The sequence below is a fragment of the Hymenobacter tenuis genome (assembly GCF_054780495.1).
In genome coordinates this window covers 323,324-346,902 of the sequence record NZ_BAAGWF010000003.1, presented here as the reverse complement: position 1 = coordinate 346,902, position 23,579 = coordinate 323,324, and the positions used below count along the sequence as shown (strand labels likewise).

The 23,579-nt window shown below is 56.5% G+C and carries 23 protein-coding genes; 11 read left to right on the top strand and 12 right to left on the bottom strand.

Annotated elements, in window-relative coordinates:
* Window positions 1-2: 2 nt before the first annotated feature.
* From ACYVGU_RS12955 to ACYVGU_RS12920, 8 genes are all read right to left on the bottom strand, one after another.
* Window positions 3-896: a diacylglycerol kinase catalytic domain-containing protein gene (locus tag ACYVGU_RS12955; protein ID WP_460615072.1), complete on the bottom strand. Its 894-nt coding sequence runs from the start codon at window positions 894-896 to the stop codon at window positions 3-5.
* Window positions 897-934: 38 nt separating this feature from the next.
* Window positions 935-2,401, bottom strand: coding sequence for a BamA/TamA family outer membrane protein (locus tag ACYVGU_RS12950; RefSeq protein WP_460622437.1), 1,467 nt, complete (start codon window positions 2,399-2,401; stop codon window positions 935-937).
* Between the two features lie 13 nt (window positions 2,402-2,414).
* Window positions 2,415-3,092, bottom strand: a complete 678-nt coding sequence (locus tag ACYVGU_RS12945; RefSeq protein WP_460615070.1) for a CBS domain-containing protein — start codon at window positions 3,090-3,092, stop codon at window positions 2,415-2,417.
* 164 nt (window positions 3,093-3,256) lie between these two features.
* On the bottom strand, window positions 3,257-4,033 hold the full coding sequence (locus ACYVGU_RS12940; RefSeq protein ID WP_460615069.1) for an alpha/beta fold hydrolase: 777 nt from the start codon (window positions 4,031-4,033) through the stop codon (window positions 3,257-3,259).
* A gap of 4 nt (window positions 4,034-4,037) precedes the next feature.
* Window positions 4,038-4,655: an anthranilate synthase component II gene (locus ACYVGU_RS12935; RefSeq protein ID WP_460622436.1), complete on the bottom strand. Its 618-nt coding sequence runs from the start codon at window positions 4,653-4,655 to the stop codon at window positions 4,038-4,040.
* Window positions 4,656-4,739: 84 nt separating this feature from the next.
* Window positions 4,740-5,261: a CvpA family protein gene (locus ACYVGU_RS12930; RefSeq protein WP_460622435.1), complete on the bottom strand. Its 522-nt coding sequence runs from the start codon at window positions 5,259-5,261 to the stop codon at window positions 4,740-4,742.
* 113 nt (window positions 5,262-5,374) lie between these two features.
* On the bottom strand, window positions 5,375-5,839 hold the full coding sequence (locus ACYVGU_RS12925; RefSeq protein ID WP_460622434.1) for a GatB/YqeY domain-containing protein: 465 nt from the start codon (window positions 5,837-5,839) through the stop codon (window positions 5,375-5,377).
* Window positions 5,840-5,905: 66 nt separating this feature from the next.
* Window positions 5,906-6,922 (bottom strand): hypothetical protein, encoded by a 1,017-nt coding sequence (locus tag ACYVGU_RS12920; protein WP_460622433.1) that lies wholly within the window; start codon window positions 6,920-6,922, stop codon window positions 5,906-5,908.
* Window positions 6,923-7,000: 78 nt separating this feature from the next.
* On the opposite strand from ACYVGU_RS12920, the gene ACYVGU_RS12915 reads away from it, so the two are divergent.
* From ACYVGU_RS12915 to ACYVGU_RS12875, 9 genes are all read left to right on the top strand, one after another.
* A complete protein-coding gene (locus tag ACYVGU_RS12915) occupies window positions 7,001-7,714 on the top strand; it encodes a pyridoxine 5'-phosphate synthase (protein WP_460615064.1) in 714 nt (237 codons plus the stop codon).
* A 72-nt stretch (window positions 7,715-7,786) separates the two neighbouring features.
* Window positions 7,787-8,839 (top strand): tRNA 2-selenouridine(34) synthase MnmH, encoded by a 1,053-nt coding sequence (mnmH, locus tag ACYVGU_RS12910; protein ID WP_460622432.1) that lies wholly within the window; start codon window positions 7,787-7,789, stop codon window positions 8,837-8,839.
* The gene (locus ACYVGU_RS12905; RefSeq protein ID WP_460622431.1) at window positions 8,829-9,218 is read left to right on the top strand and encodes a VOC family protein; all 390 of its coding nucleotides are present in this window, start codon (window positions 8,829-8,831) and stop codon (window positions 9,216-9,218) included. Before mnmH ends, ACYVGU_RS12905 begins: the two co-directional genes overlap by 11 nt.
* 19 nt (window positions 9,219-9,237) lie before the next feature.
* Window positions 9,238-10,299: a selenide, water dikinase gene (selD, locus tag ACYVGU_RS12900; protein ID WP_460622430.1), complete on the top strand. Its 1,062-nt coding sequence runs from the start codon at window positions 9,238-9,240 to the stop codon at window positions 10,297-10,299.
* A 9-nt stretch (window positions 10,300-10,308) separates the two neighbouring features.
* Window positions 10,309-10,902 carry a hypothetical protein gene (locus ACYVGU_RS12895; protein WP_460615060.1) on the top strand — a complete coding sequence of 198 codons (594 nt, stop codon included), beginning with the start codon at window positions 10,309-10,311 and terminating at the stop codon, window positions 10,900-10,902.
* 189 nt (window positions 10,903-11,091) lie between these two features.
* Complete coding sequence (locus tag ACYVGU_RS12890) at window positions 11,092-12,987, top strand: sensor histidine kinase (protein ID WP_460622429.1); 1,896 nt, start codon at window positions 11,092-11,094, stop codon at window positions 12,985-12,987.
* A 95-nt stretch (window positions 12,988-13,082) separates the two neighbouring features.
* Window positions 13,083-13,865: an alpha/beta fold hydrolase gene (locus ACYVGU_RS12885; protein ID WP_460622428.1), complete on the top strand. Its 783-nt coding sequence runs from the start codon at window positions 13,083-13,085 to the stop codon at window positions 13,863-13,865.
* Between the two features lie 48 nt (window positions 13,866-13,913).
* Window positions 13,914-14,621, top strand: a complete 708-nt coding sequence (locus ACYVGU_RS12880; protein ID WP_460622427.1) for an SAM-dependent methyltransferase — start codon at window positions 13,914-13,916, stop codon at window positions 14,619-14,621.
* A 153-nt stretch (window positions 14,622-14,774) separates the two neighbouring features.
* Window positions 14,775-15,362 (top strand): hypothetical protein, encoded by a 588-nt coding sequence (locus ACYVGU_RS12875; protein ID WP_460622426.1) that lies wholly within the window; start codon window positions 14,775-14,777, stop codon window positions 15,360-15,362.
* A gap of 196 nt (window positions 15,363-15,558) precedes the next feature.
* On the opposite strand, the gene feoB is transcribed toward ACYVGU_RS12875, so the two are convergent.
* Window positions 15,559-17,742, bottom strand: coding sequence for a ferrous iron transporter B (gene feoB / locus ACYVGU_RS12870; RefSeq protein WP_460622425.1), 2,184 nt, complete (start codon window positions 17,740-17,742; stop codon window positions 15,559-15,561).
* Window positions 17,743-17,751: 9 nt separating this feature from the next.
* On the bottom strand, window positions 17,752-18,018 hold the full coding sequence (locus ACYVGU_RS12865; protein ID WP_460615055.1) for a FeoA family protein: 267 nt from the start codon (window positions 18,016-18,018) through the stop codon (window positions 17,752-17,754).
* Between the two features lie 217 nt (window positions 18,019-18,235).
* Here ACYVGU_RS12865 and ACYVGU_RS12860 point away from each other — a divergent pair, with 217 nt between their 5' ends.
* Window positions 18,236-19,135, top strand: coding sequence for a carboxypeptidase-like regulatory domain-containing protein (locus ACYVGU_RS12860; RefSeq protein ID WP_460615054.1), 900 nt, complete (start codon window positions 18,236-18,238; stop codon window positions 19,133-19,135).
* A 155-nt stretch (window positions 19,136-19,290) separates the two neighbouring features.
* Here ACYVGU_RS12860 and ACYVGU_RS12855 read toward each other — a convergent pair whose 3' ends face one another.
* Window positions 19,291-19,920, bottom strand: coding sequence for an OmpA family protein (locus ACYVGU_RS12855; protein WP_460615053.1), 630 nt, complete (start codon window positions 19,918-19,920; stop codon window positions 19,291-19,293).
* Window positions 19,921-19,985: 65 nt separating this feature from the next.
* Window positions 19,986-22,499: a bifunctional UDP-N-acetylmuramoyl-tripeptide:D-alanyl-D-alanine ligase/alanine racemase gene (locus ACYVGU_RS12850; protein ID WP_460622424.1), complete on the bottom strand. Its 2,514-nt coding sequence runs from the start codon at window positions 22,497-22,499 to the stop codon at window positions 19,986-19,988.
* Between the two features lie 138 nt (window positions 22,500-22,637).
* Here ACYVGU_RS12850 and ACYVGU_RS12845 point away from each other — a divergent pair, with 138 nt between their 5' ends.
* On the top strand, window positions 22,638-23,543 hold the full coding sequence (locus tag ACYVGU_RS12845) for an EamA family transporter (protein ID WP_460622423.1): 906 nt from the start codon (window positions 22,638-22,640) through the stop codon (window positions 23,541-23,543).
* The last annotated feature ends 36 nt before the right edge of the window (window positions 23,544-23,579 follow it).

The window sequence follows — 23,579 nt, the reverse complement described above, 5'->3', positions numbered from 1 at the left end:
GCTCAAACAGGTATCCCAGCAGGGTTCCGGCGGTCCAGGCCCCAGTTCAATTTGCTACGCAAGGTACTTAGGAAGTTAACATGATTAAGCTTTACTAGGCGAGCGTTAAAGTTTTCGCGGCGAACCGCAATCTGAATTCCGGCTTCCACTGTCATTGACCGCGAGTCGAGAGAAAGCAAGAAATTATTGCTCCTACCTTCAATCTCGAAGGAAATCACACTCCGGTCTGACACGATTAGGGGCCGCACGTTCAGATTGTGGGGACATACGGGAGCTATGATAAAATTGTTTGTTTGAGGCAGCATAACTGGTCCGCCACAGCTTAGCGAATAGCCCGTTGAACCTGTGGGTGTAGCCACTATCAGCCCATCAGCCCAGTAGGAATTCAGGTACTCGCCATCGATATAGGTGTGGACCACAATCATAGAGGAAGTATCTCGCTTCAGGATACTGAACTCATTGAGGCCGAAGTTGATACTGCCAAATGTATCAGGGTCAGTATCTACCCGAATCAGGCTTCGGTCTTCGAGTACAAAGTGCCCCTTGAATAGCGCATCAATGGCCGGCCCAATTTTGTCTGGAGAAATGGTAGCAAGAAATCCGAGACGCCCTGTATTGATGCCCAAGATGGGAATTTGCATGGCGCCCACATGCGTGACAGTGTCCAGTAGAGTTCCGTCACCACCGATGCTGAGCACAAAGCGGGTACCTGCCAATGAGTCGCCGCGGCGGAAGGTGGTGATGCAGTCCGGTAGCTGTATATGCTGGCTTAAATACTCATAAAAAGATTCCAGTATGCTTACTTCTGCCTGACGACGAATCAAATCGTCAATCATATCCTGCAGAAAAGCGGTTTGATGCTCGCTGAAAGGCTTACCCAGAATGGCTATTTTCATAACAAAAACGTAACCCGGCCAAAGCCGCGAGAAAGAACTCAGATGGGAAACTGAGTGCGAAAAAAGAAACCACCTTGTCGCTGAAGAGTCTGAGCGTACTCTAGGGTCAAGACCCAGTCGTAATAAGTAACTAGGTGCAACGCTAGGCCTGCTGAAGCCAGCAACCGATTGGGAAGGCTGTTAGTCTCAATAACGATTGGCTGCCGGACGTAACCCATATCTACAAAAGTATTTAAATAAAATACCAGTGGTATGGTGTTGAACCGACGACTGCGCAGGCCATTGATTTGCAGTTGGCCCACATCCAAGAGCCGGTACGTGAGCCCTTGTTGCAACAGCCCGAAGTGCTGTCCTTCCACCACATATCGGTCATAGCCGCGCACAAGTACATCGTAGCCAAAGGCTCTACTATCGAGGTACGAAAGCTGACGAGAAAAACGCATCTGCCCTAGTGCACCAACACTATAGTAGAAGGGGCCACCTAGGGCCATATACCGGGCGTACCGGCCACGCAGGGTGATAATATCTGGACTGCCGCTTGTTAAGAAAGTACGGTACGAGAGCGTAGCCTGGGCAAACTGCCCGGTAAGGGGGTAAGCGAATGTGTTGCGCTGATTTAAGGTACTAGTAAGGCTGAAATCAAGGTACCGGCGCTGGGAGGCATGCAGAAAATACGTTGGATTATAGTACCGTACGGAATCCGATATTCGCTCCTGGTGGTACGAAATATCTAGCGCCGTAAGGTGCTGCACTGTCCGGCGCCAGCGCAGGCCAGCCGTAGCATATTGCCGCTCAATAGGAAAATCATTCTCCTGGCGCAGGTTTCGAAGCTGGTCGTTGGTAGTAGTATAGTCGAGCGCGTGGCTGCGGTAGTAAGAATAGCCGCCCCCGAACCCAATACGCCGCTTTTGGCCGTAGCCAGGCGCTTCATAGAACAGCTCGTATTTGCGGTTAAAGCCTAGCTGCAAATTGGCCAGCAACTGCTCGTTACGGCCCCGGAAGTTGCGGCGAACGAGGTGCAAGCCATAATCGACGCGCTGCCACCGATCCGGCCGGTCAAGCCAGGAGCGGAAGTTTCGGTCGGCCAGGGACAGGATAGGCACTGGGAATGTATACCAGCGCTCCTGCAGGCTGTAGAGAATGGTCAGCTCTCCGTTGCGGCAAACCACCTGGACGAGTACTTGATGAAAGAGCTGCAGATTGAATAGTCGCCGCCGGTTCAGCTCCAGCCTGCGGGCAAGCGCCTCGGCTGGCATAGTGTCGCCTTCCCGAAAATCCAGCTCGGCCCGCAACACTGGCTCCTTGGTGACTTTGTTGCCCACAAACAAAATGCTGGCAACCCGCAGCGTGGTGTAGTCAGGGCACTGCACCTGCAGCAGGCTGTCAGTAGTTGCGCGGCGCAGAGAGTCGGGGAATACTACCGCGCTGGTAGAAGGAAGTGGTAAGTTGGGGGGAGTTGACGCCGGAAACAGACCTAGCAGCAACGTCAGTAAGCAAATCAGCACTACAGCAACGGGCTCAAATGTTGAGGTAGCGCAACAAGGCGCTGTAGCGTTCTTGTTCGTCTTCGCCTACCTCCTCAGTACCGCTGAACTGCGCCGTAATAGAATAGCCAAACCGCTCCAGCGTGGCAATAATGCGGGTAATATTGGGCGTATTGAGTTTAAGCGTAAGGCGAATCCTATACGGATCATGCTCATCCTGCGCCACATGGGAACTGATGATTTTGGCGTTGTTCTCTTCTACGTAACGGCTGATTTGGGTAAGCGAGTAGTCACGCTCCTCCATGGCCAGTACAATAATGCCTTGCTGATGGCTGGCAACGGGTACTTTCCCAAAAGCCGCCAGCGTATCACTGATGGTTACCACGCCCAGGTATTCATGTTGGTCATCCAGGACGGGCACTAGCTGTATTTTATTTTGTACGGCCAGCTCGATAATGTTGTAGAAATGCTGGTCACGCTGCACATGCACGTTACCATATTTCAGCGCCATCTTGCCTAGCTCCTGTTCGGTGGCTTCCTGGTCCAGCAGGTCGGCCTCAGTGATAAGGCCTAGGTACTGGCGGTTGTTGAGAACGGGCAGCTGGCTCACGTGAAACTCATCCAGCCAACGCGCCGCCTTCTCGGTTGAGTCGGTCGCTTTCAGCGGCGGAATCATTTGATTCAGTAGATCTTCGGCAATAATAGAGTTCATCAGAAACAGCCAGATAGCAGAGCGAAAGGAAGCCAGTGGGGCACTATAAGCGCCAGGACCAAAGGAAAGTTTTTCTGGTACTACTTACGTACTAACTAGCCGTAAGGGCGGCACCACTAGGTCAATAGTTGCACCCAACCGATGAAGGTCCAGTTTCGGCTGCCTTAGCTCTCAACCGGCAGGCTAGTGCGCACCAGAAACTGTTGGAGCAGGTGGTTGAACTCGGCGGGGCGCTCCATCATGGGGGCGTGCCCGCAGTGGTCCAGAAAACGCAGCTCGGAGCCCCGGATCAGGCGGTGAAACTCGTGTGCTACCATTGGAGGGGTAATGGTATCGTTCAGGCCCCAAACCAGGAGCGTAGGCACCCGGATGTTGTGGAGCTCCTTACTTAGATTATGCCGCTGGGCTGAGCGCGCAATACTAATGATGCGCAGGCACTTAGCATTAGAATTCGTGACGCTGAACACTTCATCTACCAGCTCTTGAGTAGCTACGGCCGGATCATAAAAGGTATAGGCTACTCGCTCCTGCACGTAGGCATAATTACCGCGCTTGGGGAAAGAGCCGCCCATGCTGTCTTCAAACAGGCCGCTGCTGCCCGTAAGGACCAATCGCGCTACCTTGGTTGGGTTGCGCAACGTGAATACAAGAGCAATATGCCCGCCCAAAGAGTTGCCCAATACCGTTGTAGCTTCGGAGAGGCCGATTTCTGCCAGGAAGTCTTCTACAAAGCCCACCAGGCCTGGCACGCCCGCCTTCAGCAACGGCATATCGTAAATAGGAAGCAGCGGGATGATGACGCGGTGGCTTGAGCTGAACTTCGCTACCACGTCGTGCCAGTTGCTGAGGGCCCCAAAAAGGCCATGCAGCAGCAGCAGCACCTCGCCGGTGCCTTCATCTACGTATTGAAATCCGTTTTTTTCCTTGATCTGCAACTCCATTGTCTCAGGATATAGTCAGACCGGTTGGGCTAGCCGGAGCGGTCTGTGCAATGATACAATTCTTCACCCAATTGCCTAGCAATGCCAATCCATACGGAGTTAGCAGAGCTTCAGGGTGAAACTGCACGCCATATAGCGGCAGCGTGCGGTGGCGAAGCGCCATCAGCTCGGCGGTGGCATCGGCCGTAACCGCTAGGGCACTTAACGTGGGCGGCAGCTCTTTTAGCACAAGCGAGTGGTAGCGCGTAACCGGCATATGTGCCGGCAGCCCGGCCCACAACGCATCGGGCTCTGTCCAGCTTACTTCCGATACTTTCCCGTGCATGGGCTTTGCACTGCGCACAAGGCTAGCCCCAAAAAACTCCCCAAGCGCCTGATGACCAAGGCATACGCCCAACATTGGCACCCGCTGATGATACTGCTGAATTACGGCTGGCATATTACCGGCGGCCGCCGGCGTGCCTGGCCCCGGCGACAGTACAATGGCATCAAACGACTCCTGTCCCAGCTGCGGTAAGGCTACATCATTGCGCCGTACCAGCACATCGCACCCGAGCTGCTGAAAGTAATCCAGCAGGTTATAGGTAAACGAATCGAAATTATCGAGCAGTAACAGACGCATAAGTGGTAGAGTAAGGTGGCCCAGAAACGCGTCAGCAAGGCCGGCCAAGGCTTCCTCGCGCTATTTCAGGCTTCTTGTCCTTGTCTAAAATACTTGCCGCAGCTTTTCCAGCAAGGTATCGGCAAAAGGCATTACGAAGCCGACAATGCTCAGAGCCACGGGCGTAGCCTCACGCACCACGGGCAGCACCTGTGACTCGGCCAGTAGCTGAGGCGAAATGAGCTGCAAGCCCGCCATACCAATACCGTGTAGCAGCAAGCTCAGGCCAAGCACCCATTTCAATACGCCGCTCACGGCCCCGCCTATGCTATCCAAAACCCCTAGCGGCGTCAGGTGCACGGCTGTCCGGATAAAGTTACTGAGCAGATGCACGCCCCACACAATGGCCGCAAACACCAGCACGAATGCCACCAACGGCAACATGCCGAAGGCATCGCCAACGTAATGGCGTACCAGCGGAATAGCATCATTCAGCAATACCAGCCCACCTATTACTCCGAGCACGAAGGCCAGCAGTGAGGCCACCTCCAGCACTAGTCCGCGGCGGTAACCTTTTACGGCACCAATACCGAGCGGAATTAGCAGGAGAATATCAAAAGCGGACATGCGGAAGGCGGAAGAAAGCACCCAAGCCGGCGCCGTACGGGGTTTGCTGTTCGGTTTGCCCTAGGCCACCCAGACCATCAAACCCCGTACGACGCCGGCTGAGTTGTACGCTTTTAGAGGTTAGTGTTGTTGAGCAGGTTGTTGACGGCCTGCGAAATCTGGCGGCCATCGGCTTGGCCTGACAGCTCGCGGGCTGCTACCCCCATTACCTTGCCCAAGTCGGAAGGACCGGTGGCACCTACGCGCTGGATAATGTCAACCAGCTTTTCTACTAAATCAGCCTCGGAAAGCTGCTGGGGCAGGTATTCTTCAATGATGGCCAGCTCCGCCAGCTCAATTTCCTCCAGATCGGAGCGGAACTGCTTCTGGTACATCTCGGCGGCCTCGCGGCGTTGTTTGGCCGATTTGGTCAGCAGCTTCAGCTCGGCCTCGCTGGTGAGGGCCGCGCCATGCTGTCCTTCGGCAGTTTCGGCCAGCAGAATCTGGGATTTAATGCTGCGCAAAGCCGTCAGGCGTACTTTGTCTTTGGCCAGCATGGCCTTTTTTATATCGGCGTCGATGATTTCTTTCAGGGCCATAGTCAGGAGGGATAATGAAGGTGCAAGATTACAGTTTTTTAAGGCAACAAGCCCCTTTCTCTACCCTCAGGCCAATGCCAGAGCCTGGCAGAAAGCGGCGGGCTGATCAACGTAAAGCGCTACCTGCCGCACCGGCCGGCTGATTCCGTACGGCCCAGCGGCCAGATACGGCTGCTCGAGAGTAAGCAATACGTTGGGCGGGGTAAGCAGCGGACCTGCCAAGTTAAGCAAGCCCACCGCTGGCTTCGGTGCATCTGTGAGGGGTTGGCACGCTGTAATGGCAGAAGCCGGCAGGCGCACGAGCCAGAAAAATCCGGTCCGCAGCACTAGCTCCTGGTTTTCAGTAAACCGGATGGGCCGCAACCGCACGGCCCGGCTATGCGCCAGCAGCAACATCAGCCCATACAGGTGCAGCGCCAGCCCCACCCACGCGACCGTGGGGCTCCAGCGCACCAGCAATACATGAGCGGCGCCCATCTCTGCCACTGACAGCAAGCCGACAGTAGCCATCGTGGCGGTGAAAGCCGACTCGCGGTACGAGGTAAACACGGTGTCGGGGGCAGCTACTTCGGGCCGAGCACGCCAGCTCAGCAGTGCATAATAAAACAGGCTGATTTCCGACACAAAAACTCCCATCGCCCGCCCGAACACGCTGCGGAAAGCCGTAGTAAGGTTGGCTACTACATCAATATCTGTAAGGCGAGCCGCCAGATAGGCCCGGCGTAAGCGGCGCAGCTTAACTAGGGCCATAGTCAGAGCAAAGACCTCTACCCCTGCCAGCGCCCGCGAGGCCAAGTGTACATATTCCTGTTGCGGCACCGGAATCAGCCAAGTGGCTAGGGCTACTGCGGCCACAAACGCCCCTACCACTGATGTAGCCGGCAGCCGGTAGGGCCGCACCACCAACCAGTAATACAATAGCGGCAACCCCAGCAGCACATCAGCGGAAACCGCCGCGGGCAGCAAGGGCCTACTATTGAACTCAGGCCGTCGGATTACTAGCAGCTCCACTCCTACCACCGCCAGCACCAGCAGGCAGAAGAACACAGCAGGGCGCCAACGAATAGTAGAAGTGATGGTCATGATGAAAAACTGAAAAGAGCGGCTGGTGGTTTAGGTGCGTATCTTTGACAATGTACCACCCCTCAGCCCGCCTTTCTAATGACGAAGCTTAGTGTAAACATAAATAAAATAGCCACCCTGCGGAATGCACGCGGCCACAACCGCCCCGATCTGCTGCAAGCCGCTCGCGACTGTGAGCGGTTCGGAGCCCAAGGTATTACGGTGCATCCGCGGCCCGATGAGCGCCACATCCGCTATCAGGACGTGCGCGACCTGAAAAAGGTGGTGACCACGGAGCTGAACGTGGAAGGCAACCCCACGCCAGATTTCATGGATTTGGTGCGCGAGGTGCGGCCCGAACAGGTTACGCTGGTGCCCGATGCCCCCGATGCCATTACCTCCAATGCTGGCTGGGACACCTCCCGGCACCAGGAGTACCTGCAGGATATAGTAAAGGAGCTGAAAGGGCTAGGCGCTAGGGTCAGTATTTTCCTGGACCCCGTACCGGAGCTGGTTCGGGCGGCGGCTAGCACCGGCACCGACCGGATTGAGCTCTACACCGAGGAATACGCCCGCCAGTTTCATGCCGGACGCGAGGCGGCTATCCGGCCCTACCGCGAAGCCGCTGAGCTCGCCCAGCAGCTGGGCTTGGGCCTGAACGCGGGCCACGACCTTGACCTTGACAACCTAGCGTATCTGCACCAGAACTTACCCGGCTTGGCGGAGGTTAGCATCGGGCACGCCCTGATTTGTGATGCCCTGTACCTGGGGCTTGAGAATACCATTCAGCTGTATCGGCGGCAGCTGCAGTAAGGCGCTGGCTTCCCGGCCGCTTTTCTCTCTTTTTTCCTGACCGGGCCAACTGCCTTCCAGTCCTTTCCTTCTATGCCTCGTCTTTCCCTTCCTGACTTTCTGCAAGGTCCTTCTGATATTCCCATTCTGGATGTGCGCGCTCCTGTTGAGTACGCCCAAGGGCATATTCCGGGGGCGCTCAGCTTTCCGTTGTTTTCTGATGAGGAACGCGCCAGCATCGGGACCACTTACAAGCAAATAAGCCAGGACCGGGCCGTGCTGCTAGGCCTCGATTTTTTTGGGCCCCGCATGAGCCAGATGGTAAAGCAGGCCCAGAAGCTGGCCCCGCACAAACAAGTGCGGGTGCATTGCTGGCGCGGCGGTATGCGCAGCGGGGCCGTGCTGTGGCTGTTGGAGCTGGCTGGCTTTCAGGTGCAACTGCTCGATAAAGGGTACAAAGATTACCGCCATTGGGCGTTGGCGCAATTTGCCACAACGCGCCCGTTGTGGGTACTAGGCGGCCTTACTGGCTCGGGCAAGACGGATGTGCTGCATGCCCTGGCCGCGCGCCAGCAACCCGTGCTGGACCTAGAAGGACTAGCCAGCCACAAAGGCTCTGCTTTTGGCAGCATTGGCCAGAGCGCCCAGCCTACGCAGGAGCAGTTTGAGAACAATTTGGCCCTAGTACTGGCGGCCTTGCCCGTAGCTGCGCCTGTTTGGGTAGAGGATGAAAGCCGCACCATTGGTAGCATTCATGTGCCGCCGCCGCTGTTTGCGCAGTTGCGGTCGGCCCCGCTGGTGGTGCTGGAAATCCCAAGAGAGCTGCGCGTGCGCAAGCTGGCCGAAGAATATGGCCGCCACGACCCGGCTGCCCTGGCTACTAGCGTGCTACGCATCCGCAAGCGCCTGGGCGGCTTGGTAACCAAAGAGGCCCTAGCAGCTATTGGCGAAGACGACATGGAAAAGATGGTGAGCCTGGTGCTGGATTATTACGACAAAACGTACAGCCACGGCCTCGATGACCGCTCCGTAGTGCGCGTGCCATCCACTACCTGCGACCCAGACGTGAATGCAGAGCTGGTGCTGGCGGCCGCAACCAAGGCCGGCTTATCGGCTCTACCTCAGCCAGCCACGCATGGTTCCTAAGCTACGGGTAGCCCGGCCTACCAACAACTTGCACGCGCTGCTCCGTTTTTACCGCGACGGGCTGGGCCTGACGGTACTCGGCTCGTTTACCAACCACGATGGCTTTGATGGGCTAATGCTGGGGCACCCGCAGGCGCCGTATCATCTGGAGTTTACTTCGCAGCGCGGCTATACGGCCGTTGGGGTGCCGTCGGCAGAGCACCTGCTGGTGTTTTACGTACCCGATGCCGATGAGTGGCTACTGGCCGTGAACCGAATGCGGGAAGCAGGCTTTGAGTCGGTTTCGGCTCACAATCCGTACTGGAATCAGCACGGAGTTACTTTTACTGACCCCGATGGCTACCGCGTGGTGCTTCAGCAAGCCGCCTGGGATTTCTAAACTTTTGCCTCTAGTTCTTATGTCTCTCGCTCCTGACCCCGCCACCGACCAGATTCGCCTTACCCAGTACAGCCACGGCGCCGGCTGCGGCTGCAAAATAGCGCCCAAGGTTCTGGATCAGATTCTGCACACCAGCATTCCGCAACCGCACGATGAGAAGCTACTGGTAGGCAACTCCTCCCGCGACGACGCGGCCGTGTACGATATTGGGGGCGGCCAGGCCCTGATCAGCACCACCGACTTTTTCATGCCCATCGTAGATGATGCCTACGATTTCGGGCGCATTGCCTCGGCCAACGCCATCAGTGACGTGTACGCTATGGGGGGCCGCCCGGTCATGGCCATTGCGGTGCTAGGTTGGCCCATTGATAAGCTGGCCCCGGAAGTAGCCCGCCGCGTAATTGAAGGCAGTCGCAGCATTTGCGCCGAAGCCGGCATTCCGCTGGCGGGCGGCCACAGCATTGACTCCCCAGAGCCCATTTTCGGGTTGGCCGTAACGGGCTTACTTGATATTCGCAACCTGAAGCAGAACGACACCGCCACTGCAGGCTGCGAGTTGTACTTAACCAAACCCCTAGGTGTCGGGATGCTCACAACCTCTCAGAAGCGCGGCATTCTGCGCCCCGAACACGAGCAGCTGGCGCCCGGCTACATGATGCAGCTTAACAAAATCGGGCAGGAGCTGGGCCAGCTTAGCGCCGTGCGGGCCATGACCGATGTTACGGGATTTGGATTGCTAGGTCACCTTTCCGAGGTATGCGAGGGTAGTAACCTCACGGCTGAGGTCGAGTTCAGCAACGTCCCTCTGATTCAGGAAGCCGAAGAATACCGAGCCCAAAAAGCCATTCCGGGCGGTACGGTGCGCAACTGGGATTCGTATGGCCACAAGGTAGGCACCATCACCGATGAGCAGCGTCACTGGCTCTGCGACCCACAAACTTCGGGCGGCTTGCTCGTATGCGTAGATCCGGCCGGCCGAGCAGAAGTGCAGGCCGTTTTTGAAGCGCACGGCCTAGCCCTGGAATCATTTGGGCGGCTGCGCGAGCACCAGGCGGGTGAGCCCTGGATTTTGGTTCGGTAAGCCTTCCCGATGAAGTTGTTGCCATTCTTGCGGCCGCTGCTGGAAGCAGCGGCCGCCATTACCGTTATGGTTGTCAGCCTGCGCATTGTAACGGGCTTTTTCACCCGCAAAAGCCGGGTGTATCGGCCTACGTTTCTGCGGCAGTTTGCTTTGCTGTTCTGGCCGCTGCTGTGCCTGGGAGTGGGGCTGCCTTTCCTAGGGTCTTTCTTCTACGCAACCAGTTTGGCCAGCTTCGAGCTGGTATTACTTTCGGCCCTAGCCGCCGTGATACTAGGGTTTTCGATGCCCGCTTTCGTACTCCACAGCCAGTACTATGCGCGTAACCTGACTACTACCCTAGTCTTTGACCCGAAGCAGAATACCTTGGAGGTATATGAGGGCCGGGTACGCATCCCTTTCGCTAAAAGCGACTTAGTGCGGGTTGAGTACGTTACCTGCAAGTCGCCGCGGCTGTTTTGGAGCCATTATGAGTACCTGAAGTTGCATTTGCGTACGGGCGAGGTACTAACGCTTACGTCTCTTTTGACCAAGTTGGGTCCTGTAGCCGAGTTCCTGCGCAACACGCCCTTGGAGCATCGGCAACGGTGGTTTTGCTGGGCATAGGGGGTGCATTTGTAAGTATTTTAGGCTCAACGGCCTTTTCAACTCGTTGAACTGCTTATTTATCCTGTTCAGAAGGTACAAGTCTCCTCTATATTTGGTAATTACGCTTTCCATATTCCCAACCGCGTCCTTGTCTCTCTACCGTTGCTCTTATAAGCGCGGCTATCGCCTATTGCCTTTCCGTTGCTCATGCGACGTTTGTTGCTTGTCTGTTTGCTTGTCTGCTGCGCCTGGAAGGCAAGGGCGGCCCCCGAGGTCACGCCTGCTACCCTGCTGCGCCAACTAAAGACCCAGCCTGCCGATACCGGTCGGGTACGGCTCCTGACGGCGCTTTGCTATTTGCTGCACGATGACGCCCCCACCCGCGCCCTTATCTACGGCGAGGAAAGTGTGGCGCTGGCACGGCAGCTCCCCGACCAGAAAAGCCTCCTTCAAAGCCTGCTCACCCTTGCCAGCTGCTACGCCAACCTAGCCGATGGCCCACACGCCCTGCAATTGCAGCAGGAAGCCTTGCAGCTAGCCCGCCACCTGCAAAATACCGATGGAATTGTGCGCAGCTATACTGGCATGGGCGGCGTGCATCATGAGCGCAAGGACACAACGGCGGCCCTCCTGAATTACAAACGAGCCTTGGCGCAAGTGTATCGGCCCGGAGTGCAAGTGCGCACGCAGCTACTGCTGTTTGGCAACCTAGGCAGTCTGTACTTTTACCTGAAGCGTCATCAGGAAGGCCTGACATACACGAGGCGAGCCTTGCAGTTGGCCCGCCGCAGTGGCGACCAGGTGGGCGAAACGCTGTATATGGCTGATTTGGGGTCGTTTTATATGCGCATGAACCAGCTAGATACGGCCGAAGGCCTTATCCGTCAGGCCATAACCTTGGTAGAGCCGCTAAAAAGCCCCCGTTTCGAGGCCGGGCACCTGGAGCTATTGGCCACGGTGCTGGTGCTTAGAAATAAGCTATCCGAAGCCGAAGCACTAACCCACCGGGCCTTGCAGCTCGCGCGCCAAAGCAATTATCAAGAACTGGCTCTTGATGCGTATAACCTACTGGCCGAAATCAACTTCACTCGTGGCCGGCATGAGCAAGCATATAAGTGGCAGCTTCGGTTCCGAGACCTAAACGACAGCCTTAACAGCCGCTCCCGCCTGCAAACCCTCACGGCGTTGCAAACCCGCTACGAAACCGCAGACAAAGAAAATCAGATTAGGCGGCTGACGGAACGCAGCTTCGCCTCACAGCAACGCACCAGGGCGCTGTGGGGCGCTATTGCGGCTTTGTTGCTGGGGCTTGGCGGCATGGCGCTACTCTACGCCAAGCTGCGCCGCAGCCGGGCCGCGCTAGCTTCCAACCACCAAGCGCTGGAAGCAGCCACCCAGGAACTGCGGCAACTCTCGGCCTCCAAAGACCGCCTCTACGCCATTATTGCGCACGATTTGCGGGGCCCGGTTACTTCCTTTGCAGGCGTTACCGAGCTCATTGACTTCTACCTAAAGCAAGGCGACGAGCAGGGCTTGCGCCGCCTCCCCGACCTAGTGCGCCAGTCGGCTTATCAGCTCAACCACCTCCTGGACAACCTGCTGAGCTGGGCAGTAAGCCAGACCGGCGAACTGGCTTATCACCCTGAGCCACTGTTGGCGGCGGATCTGCTCAAGCAAACGGCTGAACTCTACTCTACTTCGGCCGAAGCCAAACAGCTTACCATTCAGCTGGCAGCAGATCCGAAGGCAGCTGTGTGGGCCGATGCGCACATGACCCAGACCATTCTGCGCAACATTGTAGGTAATGCCTTAAAGTTTACACCGCCAGGTGGCACCATCCGGCTTTGCGCCCACCCAGCACCTAGTGGCAGCGTACAATTCCAGATAACGGATACGGGCACTGGCATGTCGCCAGAGCAGATAGAGCTGCTTCTCACGCCAGAGGCCGCTACACACCCGGCCCGAGGCCCCCGGTCCGGCACGGGCCTGGGCCTGATGCTGTGCCGGGCTTTTGTGCAGCGACAAGGCGGAACCATGCGCATAGAAAGCACTCCCGGCCACGGCACTACCCTATCGGTAACGCTACCAGCGGCCCAGGCGTAAGGAACAAGGAGCGGCCTGAGCACCTAGGCCACGCAAGGCACTGAACCTGCCGGACAGAGCTTGCTAGGCCTAAACTTCCCATCTTTGCCCCCGTTATGCTGCAACTACACTTCCGCGAAATGGGGCAAGGCGCCCCACTGGTTATTCTCCACGGTCTGTTTGGTACGCTTGATAACTGGCAGACGCTGGCTCGCCGCTGGGCCGATGCTGGCTACCGCGTCATCATTGCCGACCTACGCAACCATGGCCGCTCGCCTCACGCACCCGAGCACACCTATAAGCTCATGAGTGAGGATGTGCTGGGGCTATTTAACGAGCTACAGCTGGGCCCCGATACCACGCTGTTGGGCCACAGCATGGGCGGCAAAGTAGCCATGCGCTTTGCTCTCGACCATCCGCAGCGCCTGGGCAAATTAGTAGTCGTGGATATTGCCCCGCGCTTTTCCGATATGAACCATCAGGATGATATTCTGGCGGGCCTAAACGCGGTACCTCTGGCTACGCTTGAGAGCCGGCAACAAGCCGATGACGCCCTAGCCCAGCACATCCGGCAGCCCGCCGTGCGACAGTTCCTGCTCAAAAACCTGTACCGCCGCGACGATAACAGCTTTGCTTGGCGCCCCAACCTGGCTGCCCTAACGGCCGAGATGGAAGATATTGGCGAGGAAATAACGGCCGAACAGCCTTTCCTGAAGCCCTCTCTGTTTATCCGGGGCGGCAAATCAGACTACATCACGGCGGAGGATAAGCTCTACAGTATCCCTACCCTGTTTCCTAACTCGCAGGTGGAAACCATAGTGGATGCCGGCCACTGGGTGCACGCCGAAAAGCCCGACGAAGTATTTGAATTGGTGCATGCCTTTGCCAGCCAGGGCTAACCTAGCGGCACTTTTCTTCCTCCTTCCTCTGCATAACCCTCGCACTCCTTGAAAGGCACGCTTTACCTTATTCCCACCATTCTGGCCGATGACACGGCGGCGCAAGTGTTGCCGCTACAAGTAGCTGGGCAAGTCGCGGGCCTGTCGTATTTTCTGGTAGAAAATGCCCGCACGGCACGGCGCTTTATTAAAAGCGTGGCGCCGCAGCATGTCATTGAGGAGCTCCGTATCAGCGTCATTGATAAGGACAGCACCGAAGCTCAGATTCAGGCGGCACTGGAGCCGATCGTCAATGGCCAGAACGCGGGGGTAATTTCGGAAGCCGGCTGCCCCGGCATTGCTGATCCAGGGGCAGAGCTGGCGCGCCGCGCCCACCAGCTTGGGGTGCGGGTTGTGCCGCTAGTAGGACCTAGTAGCTTGCTGCTGGCACTGATGGCATCGGGCATGAATGGGCAAAGCTTTGCGTTTCATGGCTACCTACCCATTGAGCGGGCCAAACGTGTGGCAGCGCTGAAAAAGCTGGAGCAACAAGCCCTGCAACAACACCAAACGCAACTGTTCATCGAGACGCCTTACCGCAACATGCAGTTGCTGGAGGACCTGCTTAGCACACTGCACGCAGGCACCCGCCTGTGCGTAGCGGCCAGCCTCACAGCCGAAAATGAGTACATCCGGACTGATACGGTAGCCGGTTGGAAAAAGGCCCCGCTCCCGGAGCTGCACAAGCAACCTGCCGTGTTTCTACTCGGTAAGTAAGTACGTTATATCGGCATTAGGAATGTAGGGCCGGATGTTGGTAATTGCCTCATCCCCAAGCCCCCTCTCCTGCAGTGAAGCAACGTCTGATGGGCCCTGCCCCCATAATGACTGTGAGTGGTCGGATACACGTCAACTACATATACAGCCTATATGAAAGCAGGTATACTGGATGAAAACTCCTTTACTCAGGTTCGTATCTATTGTACCGCCCTCGTCCTGGTAGGGAGTTGGTCTCTGTTGGCGTGGAGTTATTTTCATGGTGGGGTGCCAAGCCACCATCTTCTCGCCGATAAAGACCTGCCTTCGGTTTCTAATTGGTGGGGCGGGCTCATAGTGCCGCTGCTAACCTGGTTGCTGCTGTATCGCCTGCATCAGCGGATTCGGCACTCCCAACAGCAGCATATGCAGCCCCTACCCTACCAGCGCCAGATAGTATACGGGTTCGTTGGCGCCTTACTCTTCGGGATTCTGATTTCTATCTTGTTTACGTTTGCCTATACTGACCTGGCGGGGTATCTGCTGTTGACAATTTTCTTCCTCGCCTTCTTTTTCCCGCTGTATCGGGCTGAGTGTCTGCTAGGGTTTGTGCTAGGCATGACGTTTACCTTTGGTGGAGTGCTGCCAACGGGTATCGGCGCTATACTAGTGGCAATAAGTGCCGTGCTCTACCTGCTTGTGAGGCCTGCACTGCTATATACTGCCTCTTCTCTTGCACGGGTAACCTCATTCTCTAAATAGAGAAGTTTACAGCTGACAAACTGCTTACCTGATTATTCTGGCTGGCATCTCGCCCTTTGCATTCCTCTTAAGAGAGGAGAACCGGTCAGATCAAGTGCCTGAAACAGCTTATAGATACATTGAAAGCGGCGTCTATTGTTTGGCCCAGTGGACTAAACGATAGACGCCGCTTGTGACTAGCTGCTACTAGCCTGTCTTACTTCATGATCTGGTACACTAGCAACGATGATACGTAGGCCAGGCCTGTCATGTAGAATAGCTGAAGTAAGGGCCATTTCCAGCCTTTGGTTTCGCGGTAGGTGGCAGCTAGCGTACTCATGCACTGCATGGCAAACACGTAGAATACCAGCAGTGAAAACGCTCTGGCTGGTGTAAAAAACGGATTTCCATCGGCGTCTTTTTCAGCTGCCAGCTTCTCCTGCACCGTCTGCTGATCGGCATCCTGGCCCACGCTGTAAATCGTGGACATAGTGCCCACAAACACCTCCCGCGCAGCAAACGAGGTTATCAGCGAGATGCCAATCTTCCAGTCGAAGCCCAACGGCCGGATAGCCGGCTCCAGCACGTGACCAAACATGCCAGCGTACGAGTTTTCCAGGCGCTCCGAAGCTACTCGAGATTCAGTTTCGGCGGCCGTAAGCCCTTGGGTGGTAGCAGTAGCTCGGGCTTGTGTTTCGGCTTTATCGAGGGCGCCGGGTGGGCCGTAGGAGGCCAGCACCCACAGGATGATAGAAATGGCCAGAATAACCTTACCTGCCTGAAATACAAAGGCTTTTACCTTCTCCACGATGGTAATACCCACGTTTTTCCAGCGCGGCCAGCGGTACACCGGAAACTCCATAATAAAGTAGCTCCGCTCCGTGGTTTTCATCAGCAGCTTCATGGCCCACGCTGATAAAATAGCCGCAAAAAAGCCCAGCAGGTACAGCCCCATCAGGGCCACGCCGCGCAGGTTAAATACGCCTAGTACCGGTTCGTCGGGCACCACCAGCGCAATAAGCACCGTGTACACCGGAATGCGCGCTGAGCACGACATAAGCGGTGTAACGAAGATGGTAATGAGCCGGTCCTTGCGGTTTTCGATGGTGCGGGCACTCATAATGGCCGGCACGGCACAGGCCACCCCAGAAATAAGCGGCACTATGCTTTTACCGTTCAGCCCGAACCGCCGCATAATGCGGTCCATCATAAACGTAACCCGGGCCATGTAGCCAGTCTCCTCGAGCACCGCTATAAAGGCAAAGAGCAGGGCAATCTGCGGAATGAAGATAAGTACCCCGCCCAAGCCGGCCAGTACGCCTTCAGTAAGCAAGTTGATCAGCGGCCCATCAAAGTTGGTTTGGATAAGGCTGTTGATCCAGGCAACTCCCTGGTCAATCAACTCCATGGGGTAGCTGGCCCAGGCAAACACCGCCTGAAACATCAGGAACAGGACGCCGAAGAAAATGAGGTAGCCCCAGATCTTGTGCGTCAGCACCCGATCAAGCCGGTTACTGTACGGCTCGTTTTTCTCTGTGCGGGTTACCGAGACACAGTTCAGCAGAATGTCGTTGATGCGCCCGTAGCGGTCAATGGTTTCCTGAGCCTGGCGCGCGGTAGGCTCAAAGCCATACTGCTCGGTCAGTTCCTGAATATACGCCCGGTCATCAGGCGACAGGAAGCTGATATGGCGGTACTGGTGCGCGTAGTGCAGCGCCAGATAGTCGTTATGCAGGTTGAAGTAGTAGCGTATCTGCCGAATCATGGGCAGCAGCTCTTCGTCCGGCTGGTAGAAATTAGCGGTGGGCGCATCCAACGTCTGCGCCATCACAATTTTGAGGGCTGCAATGCCTACGCCTTTGCGCGCATTCATCGGAATGATAGGCACCCCCAACTCCTCTTGTAGCGCAGGCACGTCAATTTTTATCCCGTGCTGCTCAGCCACATCCATCATGTTCAGCGCCAGCACCGTGGGCAAGCCCATGTCGGCTAGCTGCGTAAACAGCAGCAAGTTACGCCGTAGGTTGCTGGCGTCAACGGTTACCACCACAAAGTCAGGATACTGGGAGCTGGTCTGGTCGTAGAACAGGTCCGTAATTACCTTTTCGTCGAGGCTTTTGGGGTAGAGCGAATATGTGCCGGGCAGGTCAATAATCTCAGCTCGGTGCTGCGAGGTGAGCTGGCTGATGCCCGTTTTGCGGTCGACGGTTACGCCCGGAAAGTTGCCGACCTTCTGGTTCAGGCCTGTCAGCTGGTTGAATAGCGAAGATTTGCCAGAGTTTGGATTGCCTACCAGCGCTATGCGCGTGAGGTCTCCTGGATGACGCTGAGCGACGCTTTCTAAACGGGCTACTGATACCCCCGCGCCGGCTCGGCCGGAAAGTAGTTGCCCGCCTGCCATGTACTCGTGTTATTTCAGAAGGATCGTCGCTGCTTCACTAACCCGCAACGATAAGGTGTAATCTGCCATGTCGCCTACCACTACCGTGATGGGGCAACCTAGTGGCGCACGGCTATTCAGGCGCACCTGCGTGCCCGGAATGCAACCCATTTCCAGCAGCTTAAGTGCCATCTCCGGATCTTTCAGGCAGCAAATAGTACCGCTTTCCCCCAACTGGAGGTCTTTCACGCTCCGGGGCGTGACCGATATGGGGGAAGGGGCAGATTGCTTGGACACGGGTGGGGTTATTTAGATTTACTTCAAACAAAGGTACCACCCTTTTATGTTTCAGCCAAAATTCGCAAACAGCGCTTTCGTTGTCTTACTCAACAGTTAAGTATTTGATTTGTAACTATTCCGAAATCAAATTGCATCATTATAAATATTCTGGGATGACTTGCTTGTGATGCCCATTTTCATTGTAATTTTGGCATATACATTAGTCTGCCTGCATATGCTCAAACGCGTACTCACCCTTATCTTCTCGGCTTTACTTCTGCCAGCACTGGTGTTTGCTCAGGAGAATAAAATATCGGGCCGGATCGTCGATGAAAAGACGAAAGAACCTATTCCGTTTGCCTCTATCGGGCTGAAGGAAGAGCAAACCGGTGCTCTAACTAACGAGTACGGCTACTTCCAGTTGGCCATGCCCGAAAAAAACCCTCAGGACTCCCTGATGGTTGTGGCGCTCGGCTATTTCAAGAAAGCGGTTCTGATCAAGCCCGGCATTAAAGTGCAGGACATGATTATTGAAGTGCCCAAGCGTGCTATCGAGCTGAAAGAAGTTAAGATCCAGGGCGGCAAGGTGAAAGACCTGGCCTTGGGCTCGAAGTCGAACACGCCGGGTGAAGGTATGATTCAGGGTATGCCCGGCAGCCAGTATGCATTCTTCGTGAAGAATGACAAAGGCAAAAAGCTTGGCAACGTCCGCTCGGTGTCGTTCTACATTGGTGAGAACGGCTTCCCCCGCGAGCCTTTCCGCGTGCGCCTTTACAAAGCCGACGGCAACTACAACTCGCCTAACTCTGACCTACTCACCGAAAACATTGTGGTTTCGGCCCCCAAAGGCGGAGAGTGGTACACCGTAGATCTGACTCAGTACAATATTGAAGCGCCGGTTGAAGGCTTCTTCGTAGCCATGGAATGGATTGTGAGTGGTGACAAGTTCTACACCACCAACTTCATGGACAACTACACTCCCTACGGACAGATTCTGCGACCCACGTTCGAATTCAAGGAAGCCCGTACCTGGAACTACACTATTGGCCGGGGCTGGAGCCTAATTACGCTTGCGAACAACGGCATGCGCTACAACGCCATGATCCGGGCAGAAGTAGACCAGATCAAAGACTAATCACAGATTCGCCGGCTACGGTTACGTAGCCTGTTTAACAACAAAAAGCCCGCTTAACCATTGGTTAAGCGGGCTTTTTGTTGTTAAACAGGTTTACACCTCAGGGAGGCCTAGTGCATTCGATGCTACTTCATTGAACGCATTAGGCCTACAAACTACTTACGCACGGCAATTTCTACCCGGCGGTTTTCCTGGCGGCCGGCAGCAGTAGCATTAGAGGCAGCCGGAGCGCTTTCGCCCATGGGCTCGATGCTTACTTTATCGGCAGCTACCTGCCCGTTTTTCACCAACCAGTCTTTCACGGCGGCAGCACGCTTGGCGCTGAGTTCCCGGTTGTAGCTCTTGTCGCCGCGGGAGTCAGCGAATCCCATCACTTGCACCTCCTTGCCACGGTAGCGACGCGCAATAGATGCGCTGATTTCCGACAGAGCCCGCGTAGCGGTGGATTTGATTTCGGCTTTATCAGTGTCGAAAAGCACCTTTTCTTCGAGGCCGTATACGTTGTAAGTGTCGTCGCCCCGCACGCTCACTTCGGGCAGATCAATTTCTTCCAGCTTCACGTCGGCGAGCTTGGCTTTGGTCATGTCCCAGGCGCTGCTCACCGCAGCTCCGGCTTTATCGGCTGCGTTTTCGGTGGCATCGGCTACCGTCTGACCATCACGGGCTACCACAGCCGTATCGGCAGTGGCTTCCTGAAGCTGGTCTTTTTCTTCCGGCTTCTTCAAATCGGAGCAGGAGGCTAGCAGCGCAGTGGCCGCGAGCAGGGAAAACAGTTGCTTTTTCATAGGAATGGGGGAGTTGGTTGTGGGCAGAGGTACGAAGAATATCACGTAATGTTAATATCTGCCGCTTATTCTGCCACAAACACCCGCTTCACCCGCTCACTCACGTTGGTCAGCAGCTCGTAGGGAATGGTACCAATGCGGGTTGCCAGCTCCGTGAGGGGTAGTAGTTCACCAAACACCGTAGCAGCGTCGCCGGCCTGGGCCGCCGGGATGTTGGTTACATCTACCATGCACATATCCATGCACACATTGCCCACCAACGGCGCGCGCTGCCCCCGAATTACCACCTCCCCCACCCCATTGCCAAAGCGCCGGTCGTAGCCGTCGGCGTAGCCAATGGCCAGCGTGGCAATACGCCGCTCGTGGGGGGCAGCCTGTCCGCGCCGGCCATACCCTACGGTGGCGCCGGCAGGCAATGTTTTGATTTGGGATATGGTGGTGCGCAACGTACTCACGGGCTTAAGGGCATCTTGTTCTTGGCCACTGGCTTCTACCCCATATAGCCCAATGCCGAGGCGCACCATATTATGCTGCGCCTCCGGAAAGCGCACAATGCCGGCGGAGTTAAGCGCATGCTGCAGGATGGGGTAGCCGAGGGTGGATTCCAGCTGCGGCGTCATGCGCTGAAAAGCGGCTAGCTGCTGCCGGGAAAAGTCGTTGTGCTGGGCTTCATCGGCGCCGGCTAAGTGCGTGAGGGCGCTGGCTACGCGCACTAGGGCCGCATTATCGCGCAAAGTCTGGCACAGCTCCGGCAAATCTTCTTCCGCAAACCCTAGGCGCCGCATGCCCGTGTCGAGTTTCAGGTGGATAGCCGGCATAGCCTGCTGGCGGGCGGCAGCAAGGTAGTCGTGCAGGCGCTCAAAGGAGTAGATTTCCGGCTCCAGGTGATACTGACGCAGCTTCTGGAAGGCATCCGGCGAGGGGTTCATCACCATTATCGGCAGACTGATGCCATGTTGGCGCAGCTCTACGCCTTCGTCGGCATAGGCCACCGCCAGGTAATCGGCCCGATGAAACTGCAGCAGGTTGGCTACCTCATAGGAGCCGCTACCGTAGGCAAAGGCTTTTACCATCACCATTAGCTTTACCTCAGGCTGCAGGCGGCGGCGGTAAAAGTTGAGGTTATGCACCAGCGCATCGAGGTTGACTTCCAGCACGGTGCCATGGATTTTCTGCTGAAAAGCAGCCACAATACGCTCGAAGCCATAACGACGCGCCCCTTTTACTAGGATGGTTTCGTGCCGAAACTGGTCGGGCTGGAACGCGGCCAGAAAGGCTTCGGTATTGGGGTAAAAGGACGTGGCAAGGCCAGTGAAACTAGCAGTAAACTGACTGATATCGGGGCCAATACCTATCAGGCGGTCGACGCCGTGTGCGGGCAGCAGGGCCGCCGTGCGGGCGTACAGCTCCGCCCCCGACAGGCCCGACTCCAACACATCGGACAAAATAAGGGTACGGCGGCCGCGGCGGGGCTGGCGCGTGAGGGCATCGAGGGCGAGACGCAGGCCGGCCAGGTCGTTATTATAAGTGTCGTCGAGGACGTAGCAGTCGTTGAGAGCCTGCTTCATTTCCAGGCGCATGGCCACCGGCTGCAGGCGGTCGAGGCGGTGCTGAATTTCGGCGGGCGCTACCTGGCGCCATAGTAGTACGGCTAGGCCATGTAAGGCATTCTCCACCGAGGGCTCATCGGCAAACGGCAGCGTGAACGTAAACTCCTGCGGCCGGGGCCGGGCCCGCTCCACCCGCACTACCGTGCGCTCAGCGGATGCGTCGTGCACTACTACTAGTAAATCAGCCTCCTGGGCATCGTAACGGGCGCGTTGGCGCGTCCAGGCATACAGTGTGGTGCGTTGGGGAAGCAGTTGCTGACGAGCAGCGGCGTGGATCAGGGCATGGTCGGCGCAGTAGAAAAGCGTTTCGATGCCTTCGAACAGCCGCATTTTTTCGGTTACCTTCTCCATGTGAGAAGTAAAGCCGGCATCATGGGCGGTACCTAGGTTGGTGAAGATGCCGAGGGTAGGCTGAATGATGCGGGCCAGCTTTTCCATCTCGCCGGGCTCCGAAATGCCAGCTTCAAAAATGCCTAGGGTGTGCGTTTCGTTCAACTCCCACACGCTCAAGGGTACGCCTACCTGCGAGTTGTAAGAGCGCGGACTTTTGCAGATCAGCTCATCGGGGCTCAGTAGCTGGGCCAGCCACTCCTTCACAATGGTTTTGCCATTGGAACCCGTAATACCAAACACCGGCAGATGAAAACGCCGCCGATGGTGGGTAGCTATAGATTGCAGAGCCGCTAGTGCATCGGGCACCACCAGAAAACCGGCTTCCGGAAAGGCACTCACCCCGCCCGGAATACTACCTACCTCTGATACCACAAACAGCCGCACACCAGCTTGGTAAAGCTCCGGTAGATAGCGGTGTCCGTCGTGCTGCGGGCCGCGCAGGGCAAAAAACACGCTGCCCGCGGGGGTAGATACCTGCCGACTGTCGAGGAGCAGGCGATGAACGGGCGCCACCGACGCCGGCAGCTGAAGCAAGGTGCCGCCTATGAGGGCAGCCAGATCAGAGAACTGAAGCATAGCAGGGCAAAGGTACAGCAGGAGCAAGCCACGGACACTAGGCCCCGCAGGACCGCAAACTGCTGAAGGCCGCGAATAGTACAAGCGAAGAAACAGCGGCGCGGTATCTTTGTGCAATTACTAGTGCTCTTTTCGATTTTGAAACTTTCGCGTCATCACCTGGCCGCCCTAGCGGCTTTTCTTGTTTGGGGCTTCTTCCCCATTCCGTTACGCTGGCTGGCTGGCTACGCCAGCGGCCAGATTCTCTTTTTCCGCATTCTACTTTCCCTGCTGCTGTTGGTACTCATTCATGGCCTAGGGCGCCGAGATGCCGTGCGGGCCTTGTGGGCCCAGTGGCAGGCAGCACCAGCCGCCGAACGGCGCGGGGTTGCGTTGAGCACGGGCCTGGGCGGCATATTGCTTACTTCTAACTGGCTGCTCTTTATCTATGTAGTCAACCAGGTAAGCGTGCAGGCCGGCTCCTTTGCCTATCTTATCTGCCCCATCATGACGGCTTTGCTCGGCTTTGTCGTACTCAAAGAAACACTGCGCCCCAACCAATGGCTGGCTATTGGCCTCAGTGCCCTAAGTTGCGTGCTACTAGGCGTCGGCGAGGTTAAAACCCTGCTGATGAGCTTAGTGGTGGCATCAACGTATGCGGCATACCTCATCAGTCAGCGGAGGTTGCAGGGCTATGATAGGCTAGTACTCCTGACGGCGCAGCTGCTGCTGGCGGCCCTGCTTATTCTGCCGCTGGCTCCCCTGCTGGGCGCCGAGCCGATAGCCGGTTTTCAGGATACGCATCTGCTGCTGGTAGCAGGCCTGTTGAGTGCCGGCTTCACGGTGCTACCGCTTTTCCTGAATTTATATGCCCTAAATGTGCTGCCTTCGGGCACGGTGGGTATCCTGATGTACCTGAACCCGGTGGTGAGCTTCGTGCTAGCGTTTCTGTATTTCGGGGAGCGGGCCACTACCATCCAAATGGCTGCCTATGGCGTTATCTTGCTGTCGGTGGTGCTGTATAATCTTTCGTTCCGGCGCCGGCCACAACCAATAAACGCCTAAAAACGGATACCTTCGGGCTGTCTGGCCGGGTTAAAA